Below are 12,221 nucleotides of genomic sequence, written 5' to 3'. Positions count from 1 at the left end.
GCGTCCTCCAGGATCACGTCGCTCGCCTTCTCGCTGATCATGTAGACCGGCGTGACGATGAAGAAGCCCGGAATCTTCGGGAATACCGAGGCATCGACGACGCGCAGGCCCTTCGTGCCGTAGACGCGGAAGCGGCTGTCGAGCACCGCCATCGGATCGCTGGACGGGCCGATCCTGCAGGTGCACGAGGCGTGATGACCCCAGGCCTCGTCCTTGATGAACTGCGCGATCTGTTCCTTCGATTCGATGTCGGGGCCGGGCACGACCTCGCGCCGGGTCACGAGCTTGTTCAGCAGGCCCTTGTTCATCTCGCGCACGAATTCGACACCGGCGACCACGGCATCGATGTCCTGCTGGCCGGCGTCGTTGCCTTCGTCAAAATAGCGGAAGTTGATGTCGGGCCGGTCGCGCGGATCCGCGGATTTCAGCGTGACGCTGCCGGCGCAGTTACTGGTATGGGCCTTCAGGATCGCCCAGGTGAAATGGTTCTTGACCGGGCCGATCACCTCGGAATAGCCGGGGTAATAGCCGCGGAAGAAGCTCGGCAGTCCGAAGATGTAGAGATCCGGCTCCGGGCGATCCGGGGTCGAGCGCTTGATGATGCCGATCACCGCGCCGTTGGCGACGTACAGGCCCTTGCCCTGCTGCCATTCGACGTAGGCCGGATCGGGCTGGCCGTCGGGGCCGGTGGCGCGGAAGGACGCGCCGTTGAGGATGCGGAAATCGCGGCGCATCTCGCTGGCGACGCCGACCTCGTAGCGGTCCTGCAGGTTCTCGCCGACTCCGGGCAATTCCACGCGGACCGCAATGCCGAACTTCTCCAGCTCGGCACGCGGCCCGATGCCGGAGAGCTTCAGCAGTTGCGGCGTGTTGAAGGCGCCGCCGCAGAGGATCACCTCGCGCCTGGCCAGCACCTGCCGGCGTGCACCGGGTTCGGGCCCTTGCGTTGCGGCGCGCGGATCGGCCCGGTACAGGCTGGCGCCTTCGAGGTATTCGACGCCGGTGGCGCGCAGGTCTTCGTCGAGCAGCACGCGCGTCACGAGGCTGTGCAGCTGCACGGTCAGGTTTTCGGGGTGTGACTGCTGCGCCGAACGGATCGCGTCGCGCGCGCCGGCCCGCTGGCCCTTGTGCGTCGCGATCGGCGTCAGGGCCAGGCCCTCGGGGCTCTTGGTCTGCACGCGCCGGTCGTTCGGATCGAAGCGCAGGCCGAGCAGCTGGTCGATGCGCTCGATCCGGTTGTGCTTGACCTCCAGCACCGCATCGACGAGCACCGTCGTCAGCTGCGGATCGGTGATCGCCAGCGCCGGATCGGCCATCTCGGTGCTGAGCCAGCCGTCGTAACCGTGGCCGCTCGGATTGTCCTCGCCCTCGGCGGGTCTGGAGACATAACGACAGGCTTCGAGGCGCTGCCAGTAGCGGTACATGTAGCCCGACAGCCAGGTTGCATCGCCGGTGATTTCGGCGATGTGGTTCCAGTCGCTGTCATGCGGCAGCACCGTGATCATCGCGTTATGCGCGGTGCAGCCGCCGAGCGTGCCGCAGCGCGGATACAGGATGCCGTCCTCGGCGGCCACGTATTTGCTGTCGCGCTGCGGGCGCTCGGAATAATGCTTGACGAAGAAATCCCAGCGATACAGCGGGTCTTCGGAGGCCTGACCGTTGAAGGCCGGCACGCGGTAATTGTCGGTTTCATCGTCGCCGCCGGCTTCCATCAGCAGCACGCGATGACCGGCTTTCGCGAGATTCGCGGCAAGCGGGCCGCCGCCGGCGCCGGAGCCGACGATGATGTAATCGTATTCCGGGGTGCTCATGGCCGATTCTCCTGAAGCGGGATCAGCGTTCGAACGCGCCGCGTCCGCCGCCTGGCGGACGGGCGCAGGCAAGGTCACATCAGCTTCATGAATTCGATCAGCGCGCGCTTGTCGGCATCGGGCAGCTCGGCACCGAATTCATGGCCGCGATCGGCGACGAAATCCGGGCAGTTGCTGAGCTTCAGCAGATCGGGCACGAGTTCCTTCAGCAGGGCCGTGCTTTCGGTTTCGCTCAGGCCACCGAGCTTGATGCGCGCCAGATCGAACTTGATCTTGGTCAGCAGTTTCAGCAGCCGGCCGACGTGCTTCGGATCCTTCAGGTCGACGGTCACGTCGAGGTTGGCGAGCAGGTTGATCGGCGTGCCGGCCGGAATCGGGCCGATGCGCAGATAGCCGTCGTCATCGGCCAGCGGTTTCAGCAGATCGGGCAGGAAGACCTCGTTGAGCTTGAAGAACGTGACGCCGCTCGTGCGGTAGATCCTGTTCTCGCGCTTCTGCGGCCACAGCAGTTTCTCGGCAGCGTCGTCGAAGGCTTTCATGCGTCCGGCCGTGGACGGGTCATTCGTGTAGATGCCGAGGGCATTGTTGTGCAGGAACGGCGCCGAGGCCCAGACGCTGACCAGCGACGGCACGCGGTAATAGCCGGGGCCACCGGCCGGCGCCTGGAATTTCCACGGCTCGCGCGTGACCGGATTGATCACGTCGATGTCACCGACCGACGGCAGCGTCTTGTAGGTTTCCGACGAGAAGTTGTCCCAGATGTGACCGCGCACGGCATTGGTCGCGAGCGCCGCGCAGGCATTGGTCCTGACGACCGTGACCGGAATGCGGGCTTCATTGGACAGATAATTGTTCTGCAGGAAGTCCGGCTTCGCGACCTCGGTGCGCATCCAGGCCTGGTATTCCGGCGTGCCGCGGGTCATTTCCTTCGGCGGCTGCTTGCTCGAATGGCAGCTCGCGCAGTTGTCGGCAAACACCACCTTGCCGCGGGCGACGACGCCGGCATCCTTCGGCAGGAAGTCCTGACCGCCGGGGGCATCGGCGAGACTGGTCGGCAGCGCCGCCTTGACGAAGAACTTCGCGAGGTTGCCGACGCGCTCCTGACCGGCGAGCCAGTAGGTCGAGTTGGCCTGCATGACCTTGACCTCGATCGGCGTCTGCGGCTTGAAGCCGACCATCGGGCTGAAATGCGTCAGCCATTCCTGATGAAATTCGCCGATGTTCAGGTAGACGCGCGCCAGCGCGCCGAGCACGCCGATCGAATCGGCACCGTCCTTCAGGATGTGCGGCACCTTCATCTTTGCGGTGTTGCCGGGGAAATCCAGTGCACCGCCGGTGAGCTGTTCCTCATGACCGGTTTCGAGGCGCGCCGCGACGTTGTAGATCGCGTTCATCGTGCGCGGATTGTTGATGTTGTCCGAGGCGATGAAGGACGTATCGAGCGCGCCGGGCTCGGCGGAGTTCAGCAGATGCTTGATGAAGTCGTCGTTTTCGAGGTCATAGCCGAAGATGCGACCGACCCAGAAATACTGCGCGCCGATGTTGGTCGACAGGTTCTTCCAGGTCGGCGCGGCCGGGTCTGCCGGCGGATGCAGCGGATGGAAGGACACATGGCAGAACGCGCAGCTCATGCCGACCCGGTACGGACGGATCAGCTTCGGATCGTAGTAATAGCTGCGGTCGCCGTAATAACGTTCGGCATCCCAGCGTTTCGCGGCTTCGGGCGTGAATTCCGGATTCGGGAACAGGCGCAGGCCGACGATGCCGCTGGAGCGCCCGTAGATCGCCGGATCGACGCCGGCGGCCTCCGGTTCGGACGGCACGTCGAGCCACAGCCCGAAGGCATCGGGTTTGCTTGCCTGCTTGAATCCGGGTTCGTTCATCAGTCCGTAGTAATTGAAGCGCTCGGAGCGCTTGCGCGAATCGAGAATCTTCAGCAGGTCGATCGTGCCGAAGCTGTGCTGCGCGATGTGATTCCAGAACGCCTGATTGCCGGCAGTCCAGATCATCCAGGTGTTGCGGCCCTTGATCTCGTCGGGTGACAGCGCGATGCCGTTGTCCATGTCCTTGAACAGGTCGATCGCGAGCTCGGGCAGATCAGACGGTTTCTTGCCGGCGGCCTTGGCTTCGTCCATCGGCGGGGCTGCGAAGGCGGGGACCTGCAGGGCGAACAGGCCGGCCAGGGCGGCGGCAGGCAGGCAGAGGCTTCTCATTGCTCTTGTCCCTCTCTGTGGTGGGCTTTCCCGGGGCTGGGCCCGGATGCGCGGCTAACGCTGCCGTGGATGGGGGGTCGTGCCTATCCGGCGGTGGTCGTAATTCAGACATCCTGTCCGGATGGCAATGCTGGGGATGTCCGATGCCAGTGATGATCGATCAGCGGCCGACGGTTTGCTGCAGATCAGCAAACAGCTGCCGCAAGCCTGGTGAGGGGGATGTGTTTGCGGAATCCACGGGTGAGCCGGCCGGCGGGAGCTTGAGCAGTACACGGCCGAGGTGCTCGCCGAGCCGACGATAACTTTCCCACTGCGCCTCGTCGAAGAACTGGTCCGAGGTCGGTTCGTGCGGGAATGCCGGGTGGCCGGCGGCGTATTCGCGCACGTCGGCCGGCAGATCGGCGTAGAGGGTTGCCTTCACGTACAACAGTACGCCGCAGCTTTTGTCGGCATATCTGATACTGGCCAATGCCGCGCATGCCCGTGCCGAAGCATCCGCAGTGCTGCGATCGATGCGCAGGGATTCCAGTGCACCGATGCCGTACCGTGCCAGTTCCGTGTCCCTGATCTGATCGGCATCGAGAAAGCGTACCTCGGCGCCGAAGTCGAGTCGGGCCTTGCGCACGAAGTTGCCGAGATCATCGAACGTGAAGTCGCGATCGCAGCCGGCGTCGATCGCCAGAATCCACGGCAGGCGCCGGCGGATCAGTTCGTACAGCGCGAGGTTCTCGAAATGGCCGCCGTCCGACACGAACCAGTGCCGGGTCGCCGTGCCCGGGAAGCGGGCCAGGAATTCGCGCAGCAGCAGCGCGTGTGCGCCGAACAGCCGCGAGGGCAGATCGCGCCAGGTGTTCTGGCGCCGCACGCCCGAATCCCACCAGCGTCCGAGTCGGGCGTTGAAGAAGCCCGACAGCAGGCTGACGCCGAAACTCGTGCCCTGACCGCGGCCGGTCGAGAATGCCGCGCCGGAGATGCCGAGCCAGTGGCCGAGCGTCAGCGGCTCGGCGGTATACAGGCGTGCGCCTGCGCAGACCGGGGCGATGCCGTTTGCCGGCTGCTCCCACGCGAACACCGGCAGGCGCTCGCCGTCCTCGTCGTCGTGGACGGTGGGGCCGAACACCAGCGCCTGCGGCCGGTCACGCGGGATCGCCGCTGTTTCCTCGAAGTCGTCGCGATCATCGTCGCCGTCCGGCACGAACACGGCGTGATGGCGCACGCCGGCCGACAGTCCGGCCGGACCGAGCGCCAGCGTCAGGCCGTGGCGGTCCTGCTGCTGGATCTGGGATTTTCCGTCGACGGTCTCGTTGATCGTGACGTTGATCAGGTGCAGCGGTGCGCCGCGGTGAATGCCGCGGCGGTGGTAATCGTCGAGGCCGATGTCGTCGCCGGGGGCTACTTCGGTGACGGCCTCGAAGGCGCTGTCATCGTGGCGGCGCGGATTGGAGGCGCCGAGATAGGCGCGCGTCAGGCGTGCGCTGTACAGCGGATCGAGCGAGGTGCGGTTCAGGAAGCCGAGGCTGTCGCGACTGCCGATGGCCCAGCTGACCGCCGTGCTGCCGATCAGGCCGAGCAGCAGGATGCCGGTGTGTGCCTCGCTGCCGGCCAGCCGGCCGCCGGCGCCGCTGCCGACCAGCGTGGCCGGCACGCCAGCCGGCGCTTCGAAGCCCCAGACGAAGGCCTGCGCGGCCAGATCGATCAGCGACAGCGCGCCGGTACCGAGCACCAGCGCTGCGATCAGCGTCAGCATCTGCACCGACACGCGGGCGCCACTGCCGGCATCGTGACCGGTGAGTTTCGACAGCAGTTCGACCAGCGCCGAGGCGCGCGTGACCACGGCCAGGATCGCGACGCCGATGGCGATGAACCAGGCACCGAGCCCCGAATCCGTGTGCGTCAGCAGCGCATACCAGGTGCGTCCGAGCGTGTCGATCAGCACCAGTGCCAGCAGCAGGCCGAAGCCGAGCAAGGCCTTGCCGAGCCGGCGCGACAGCAGGTCGCGGGCCTTGTCGGCGCGCTCGCGCGGGATCGGGCTGCGGCAGGCGCGGGTCGCTTGCCGGGTGAGCAGCAGCGCAAGACCCGTGACCAGCAGCAGGTCGATGCCGGCCCCGGCATGACCGGAAAACAGGCAGAGCAGTACCAGCAGCCCGGCCACCGCCGGCTGGCGCCAGTCGATCAGTGCCGGTACCGCCTTGCCGTCCAGGCCTTCGCGCGCGGCGATCAGCCAGTACGCCCAGCCGAGCGGCAGCAGCACGAAGTTGAACACCCAGGGCAGCAGCGCCGCGAGCGGACTCCACCAGAGCAGGCGCTCGCTGCCGGGCAGGGCGGCAGCCACGGCACCATCGGCCGGCAGCCACAGGATCGGCACCTGCAGCAGCAGCAGCAGCGCCAGCACGCCGCTTGCAAGCAGCAGGTGCATCGCCGCCCAGTTGCGCAGCGCCACGGCGAACGCGAGCAGCAGGTCACCGGCACCGTTCGGTGCCAGGTAGCGGCCGTTCTCGCGCAGCCAGCGGAAGGCGTTCGGACGGAAGGCCGGATCATCGCGACCGACCCCGGCGGCGGAGGGCGGCAGTTCCGGGTCGAGCATGGCCTCGACCTTGTCGGGACCGGCCACGTAGTCGCGCGCATACAGCCGGCCGAGGAAGCCGCCGAAGTAGCCACCGCCCGAGGCGGTCGACAGATAATCGACCTGGCGCAGCTCGCGGGCGCGGGCGAGGGCCTGTGTGAAGCCGAGGCAGAAGGTCGCGCTGCGGATGCCGCCGCCGGAGAATGCCATGCCGAGGCGTACGGCATCGTCCGGCACGCCGGCCCGCGCGCGCCGGCGTTCGAGCAGCACCTGTTCGCGATCGCGCAATGGTTCCGGATAGGCGAGGTCGTCGGCAGCCGCAGCGGTTTCGCGGGATCCTTCGGTCATGGCATAGCCCCTGGTGGCGATCCGGGCCGGCGGCCGTCCGTGTGTGCTGGGGCCGCGCGTGCTGAAGCCGGGTGTCTCAGGGGCAGTAAAGCCCCGGGCTTGCCGGCTGCCCTTAACTTTTTTTCAGAATTGAACCCCGCCGGCTGCGGCCGGTCGCCGGAGTCCCTGCGATGAACGACGAAGAACTGCTGCGCTACAGCCGCCAGATCATGCTGCCCGAGATCGACATCGAGGGTCAGGAGCGCCTGCGCGCGGCGACCGCGCTGGTGATCGGCCTCGGCGGCCTCGGCTCACCCGTGGCGATGTATCTCGGCGCGGCCGGGGTCGGGCGGCTGCTGCTGGTGGATTTCGATCACGTCGACACCAGCAACCTGCAGCGCCAGATCGCACACGCCGAGGCCGACATCGGCCGGCCCAAGGTCGAATCGGCCCGCGACCGCGTGCGGGCGCTGAATCCGCTGGTCGCGATCGAGACCATCGCCGAGGCGCTCGATGACGAGGCGCTGGCCGCGGCGGTGGCGCGCGCCGATGTCGTGCTCGACTGCACCGACAACCTGACGACGCGCCTGGCGATCAACGCCGCCTGTGTGGCGGCCGGCAAACCACTGGTGACCGGTGCGGCGATCCGCATGGAAGGGCAGGCGATGGTCGTCGATCCGCGCGTGCCGGAGGCGCCGTGCTACCGCTGCCTGTACCGCTCGGCCGAGGAGCCGGCCGAGAGCTGCACGCAGTCCGGCGTGCTGGCGCCGGTGGTCGGCATCATCGGCAGCCTGCAGGCGGTCGAGGCGATCAAGGTGCTGACCGGGGCCGGCGAGCCGCTGACCGGCCGGCTGCTGCTGATGGATGCACGCACCATGGAATTCCACGAGGTGCGGGTGCCGAAATACGCCGGCTGTCCGGTCTGCGGCACGCAGTCCGGCTGAGGCCGGAATCCTCGCAGCGGAAATCCGAAAATTCTTTTGTTTTCGGCAGCTTCTGGTCATTGTGCGGGACATTTGCGTCGGGCATGATGCGCGCCCGTCGTGCCCCTGCGCACGCCACTGCCGGCCCGCCGTCGCCATGACCGAAGCCCTGCCCGCGCCCGCTGCCACCGTCCCCGCTGCCGCCCGGATCGCGGCACGGACGGTCCACGCGTGAGTGCCGGCATCGCGCTGGTCGTCAACGCCGACGACTACGGCTATTTCGACTGCGTCAGCCGCGGCATCCTCGCCGCGCACGCCGCCGGCAGCGTCGGCGCCACCGGCGTCATGGCCAACGGTCCGCGCTTCGAAACCACGGCCGCGCGCCTGCGCGCCACGCCGGCGCTTGATGCCGGCGTGCATCTGACGCTGAGCTGGGGTGAACCGCTGACCCGCGCGCTGGCCGCGCGTCTCGCCGAGGGTCGCCTGCCCGGCAAGTTCGCAGCTCTCACGGCGATCTTGACCGGCCGCTGGCCGCTCGCCGAAGTCGAGGCCGAGTGGGATGCGCAGATCGCCCGCGTCGCCGATGCCGGGCTTAATCCGGTCTTCATCAACAGCCACGAGCACGTCCATATGCTGCCGGCCCTGTACCGGGTCGCGGCCCGGCTCGCGCGCCGCCACGGCATCCGCTGGCTGCGGCGCACGACGCCCGAGTGGCAGGGCGCGCAGGGGCTGATCCGCAACCTGCTGCTCGGCGCGATGGCCGCCGCCACGCGTGCCGACTCGCCGCAGCCGCGCCTGCTCGGTCTTGCCGGCAGCGGTCGGCTCGGTCTGCCGGAGCTGCGCCGGGCGCTGTCAGGTCTGGCGCCCGGCGGTCGATACGAACTGATGTGCCACCCCGGCGAGTTCGATGCCGCCGAGGTGCGCGACGGGCGGCTGCTCGCCTATCACGACTGGTCGCGCGAGCTCGCCGCGCTGACCGACCCCGGTTTCCGCGATCACTGCGCGCAGGCCGGCATCCGTCTGGTTTCCTTCCGGGCCCTCGCCGCGGAGTGATCGTCATCATGGTCCAGCTTGAAGTCGTCGATTCGTCCACCCCGCGCGTGCAGCCGGAGCCGCCGACCATCAGCGTCGTGCTGCCGGCGCACAACGAGGGCGAGGGCATCCGCCACGCCATCGAGGTCGTCGCCGGCGTGCTGCGCCAGTGCAACGTCAGCCACGAGCTGATCGTCGTCGACGACGGTTCGCGCGACGACACCTGGGAGCAGATCCGCGAAGCCGCCGCCCGGCACGGCTACGTGCGCGGCCTGCGCTTCTCGCGCAACTTCGGCAAGGAGGCCGCGCTGCTCGCCGGCCTGCGTGCGGCGCGCGGCAAGGCCGTGATCACGATGGATGCCGACCTGCAGCACCCGCCGTCGGCGATCCCGGAGATGCTGAAGTGCTGGCGCGAGGGCGCGATGGTCGTGCACGCGGTCAAGCGCGACCGCTCGACCGACAGCTTCATGCAGCGTGCGCGCGCGAAGCTCTTCAACGGCCTGATCAGCCGGCTCGGGCGCATCGATCTCGAAAGCGCGTCGGACTACAAGCTGCTCGATCGCACCGCGGTCGAGGTGCTGGTCGAGCGCCTGCCCGAGCGCGAGCGCTTCTTCCGCGGCCTGGCGCAGTGGATCGGCTTCCCGCAGGCCAGCGTGCCGTTCAGCGTCGCGCCGCGCGCCGCCGGCACCGGCAAGTGGTCGCTGCTCGGCCTCGTCAACCTCGCCACCACCGCCGTGCTGTCGTTCACCGGCGCGCCGCTGCGCCTGGTGACCATCCTCGGCTCGGTGACGCTGCTGTTCGCGGCCATCGTCGGCGGCGAGGCGCTGGTGTCGTGGGTGCGCGGCAACGCCGCGGCCGGCTTCCTGACGCTCGAATTCACGCTGCTGATCATCGGCAGCTTCATCATGATCAGCCTCGGCATCGTCGGCGAGTACATCGCCAAGATCTACGAGGAACTGAAGGGCCGGCCGTCCTTCCTGGTCCACGAGCGCGCCGGTTTCGAGGATGAAGCCGCCGAGACCGGTCGCGAGCGCGAGCCCTCGCGCTTCGCCGGCTGATCCGCGCGCAGACGGCATCCCCCGCCTGTCCCCGACGGCGCATCCGGCCCGGCCGGCGGCGCCGTCGTCGTTCCTGCCTCACGGGCTCGGCAGCTGGTCCTTGATCTTGTCGACGAGATCGCCGGCGCTGATCTCGGGCGTGCGGATGTCGATCTTCGAGAAGTCGAGCTCGAAGGACTTGTCCGGCTCGTAGCTGACCGGCAGCGTCACGCCGATCTTCAGGCCCGAGCCGAGCGTGAATTCGCCGGCCGGGAAGCGCTCCTCGTAGATCGTGCCGATGATCTTGGCGACGACCTTGATGAAGCCGCCGGCGCCGAGCTTCAGCACCGCCTCGGCATCGGCCTTGGCCTCGCCGTTGAGCTTGATGCCGAGGCCGGGCTTCCACTTCAGGTCGACGCCGAGGCCGGCGCTGGCCTTAACGCCCAGTTCGCCCCAGACGCTCAGGCCGCCGATGGCGCTGATCACCGCTGCGCCGACCCCGAGTCCGGCATCGACGGTCAGCTTCAGCCCGGCGTAGGCGGGGATCACGAAGGTGGCCTTGCCGTCGAGTTCGGTGGCGTCCTCGTCGTCCGGGCTCCAGGTGATGCCGACCGAGGCCTCGGTGAGCTGGCCGGGCCCGAAGCTGGCGATGAAGTCGAGCGAGCCGTCGATGTTCAGGAACACCCCGACGTTCACGCCGGCGACCGCGAAGCCGAAGATCGGGATCGAGGGCGCCGCGAGCGGCAGGATCTGCTTCTTGTATTCCTTCTTCGGGAACAGCTCGACCGGCGCCGGGATGCCGAGCTTGCCGGCGACGGTCAGCGTGCCGTCCTCGCCGAGCGTCAGGCCCACCGTCGCCTTCAGCCACGGCGCGGCCTTGAAGTCGACGTTGCCGCTGCCCCAGACCTTCAGCGGCTCGGGCTGCTCGCCGACGCCGGCCTTGGCGTTCAGGGTCAGCGTGCCGCCGACGAGCTTCGTGGCATACGCCGCCGCGAGCTTGCCGGTGACGAGGCCGTCGGCGTAGCTCAGCAGCAGCTTCGCCGAGGCCGGCACGCCCTTGAGGTCGGGTTCGAGTTCGCCGCTGCCGCCGAAGCTCCAGTCGCCACCGGCCGGGCGGTTCAGCGTCAGCGTCAGCCGCCCGGCCTTGATCTTCGGCAGCGTGTCGGCAAGCTCGGCGCTGCCCGACAGCGCGATGTTGCCGGCGGCATCGGCAGCGACCGCGCAGCTCGCCTTCCTGAAGCCGGGCACGCTGAGATCCGCATCGCCGCCGAGGCGCAGCAGCTGCGTTTCGCCGTCGTAGCCGAGCGTCAGCGACAGCTTGTCGACGCCGGGGAACTTGCGCTGCAGCGTGAAGCTGCCGTCCGCCGACCACTTGCCGGCGGCGTAGCGCAGATGGCCCTCGCCGCTGAACAGCCCCTTCTCGAAGGCGAGCGAGCCGTCGAGCGTGACGCCGCCGGGGCCGGCGCCGGCGGCGATCGAGCCGCTCGCGTACTCGCCGAGCGCGAAGTCGATGCGGCCGCTGGCCTGCAGGGGCCCGCCGGGCACGATCGCCAGCGCCAGATTGCCGCCGGTCATCTTCAGCGGCCCGCCGAGCTTGAACTCGCCGGCGTCGAAGATCGCCGCGAAGCCGAGTTCGCCGTCGATCAGCATCACGCCGATCTGCGCGCCCTTCAGGAACGGCAGGCTGTCGATGGTCAGCAAACCGCTGCCCTCGACGCCCCAGCCGTCGCTCAGGCCGAGGTCGGTGAACTCGACCGGGCTCAGCGTCTTGATGCGGAAGCCGCTGACGCCGCCGTTGCCCTTGTTGTCCTTCAGCACCTTGCGCGTGATGCGCGCGGCCGCAAGCCCCGGCAGGTCCGGGTGGCCGCGCACCGGCAGCGTCAGCACCGGCGGCGTGCTGCCGGGGGCTGCGTCTTTCACCGGCACCTCGACGACCACCGAACCCTCGGCGCCGGCACTCGGGGCCGAGTAGCTCTGCACGGTCACGCCCTTGCCCTTCGCGGCCGAGCCCTGCCACTTGCCGGTGCCGGCCGGCAGCGGCGTGCCGGACCATTCACGCGGCAGCAGCAGCACGCCGCCGGCCTTGCCGGTCAGGGTTTCGAGGGTCTTCTTGTCGAGCCGGTCCGGGACCTTCAGGCTCTTGCCGGCCGAGATGTCCTCGGGCAGCCAGTAGCCGGCGCCGGTGTCGGCCGCGGCCTCGATGCGTTCGAACACGAACGTGTAGTTGCGCGACTGCAGTTCCTTGACCGCGGTGCGCGTGCGGCTCTGCGGCGGCGGGGCCGCTGTGGCCGTCGTCGTTGCGGTGCCGCCGCCGG

7 protein-coding genes are annotated in these 12,221 nt (G+C 68.5%); 3 read left to right on the top strand and 4 right to left on the bottom strand.

Annotation, left to right across the window (positions count from 1 at the left end):
• From PKE44_RS08200 to PKE44_RS08190, 3 genes are all read right to left on the bottom strand, one after another.
• The coding region (locus tag PKE44_RS08200) for a GMC oxidoreductase (protein ID WP_324549937.1) at nt 1–1,811 on the bottom strand (1,811 nt) is incomplete at its 3' end.
• A 74-nt stretch (nt 1,812–1,885) separates the two neighbouring features.
• Nucleotides 1,886–3,946, bottom strand: a complete 2,061-nt coding sequence (locus PKE44_RS08195) for a hypothetical protein (RefSeq protein WP_324549934.1) — start codon at nt 3,944–3,946, stop codon at nt 1,886–1,888.
• 238 nt (nt 3,947–4,184) lie between these two features.
• Nucleotides 4,185–6,935, bottom strand: a complete 2,751-nt coding sequence (locus tag PKE44_RS08190; protein ID WP_324549932.1) for a hypothetical protein — start codon at nt 6,933–6,935, stop codon at nt 4,185–4,187.
• A 170-nt stretch (nt 6,936–7,105) separates the two neighbouring features.
• Between PKE44_RS08190 and moeB the strand changes: the two genes are divergently transcribed.
• The 3 genes from moeB (at nt 7,106) to PKE44_RS08175 (ending at nt 9,927) form a co-directional block, all read left to right on the top strand.
• Nucleotides 7,106–7,858 carry a molybdopterin-synthase adenylyltransferase MoeB gene (gene moeB / locus PKE44_RS08185; protein ID WP_324549930.1) on the top strand — a complete coding sequence of 251 codons (753 nt, stop codon included), beginning with the start codon at nt 7,106–7,108 and terminating at the stop codon, nt 7,856–7,858.
• A 210-nt stretch (nt 7,859–8,068) separates the two neighbouring features.
• Nucleotides 8,069–8,890 carry a ChbG/HpnK family deacetylase gene (locus tag PKE44_RS08180; protein WP_324549928.1) on the top strand — a complete coding sequence of 274 codons (822 nt, stop codon included), beginning with the start codon at nt 8,069–8,071 and terminating at the stop codon, nt 8,888–8,890.
• A gap of 8 nt (nt 8,891–8,898) precedes the next feature.
• Entirely contained in the window at nt 8,899–9,927 is a 1,029-nt protein-coding gene (locus tag PKE44_RS08175) for a glycosyltransferase (protein ID WP_324549926.1), read from the top strand.
• Between the two features lie 78 nt (nt 9,928–10,005).
• Here the strand turns inward: PKE44_RS08175 and PKE44_RS08170 are convergent.
• Nucleotides 10,006–12,221, bottom strand: a 2,216-nt coding sequence (locus tag PKE44_RS08170) for a hypothetical protein (protein ID WP_324549924.1), incomplete at its 5' end; no start/stop codon positions are given.

Origin of the sequence: Plasticicumulans sp., from assembly GCF_035331805.1 — a bacterium.
In the GTDB taxonomy this organism is placed as follows: Bacteria; Pseudomonadota; Gammaproteobacteria; order Competibacterales; family Competibacteraceae; genus Plasticicumulans.
Note: the sequence above shows the minus strand (reverse complement) of the source record. Positions and strands in the feature narration are given on the sequence as shown.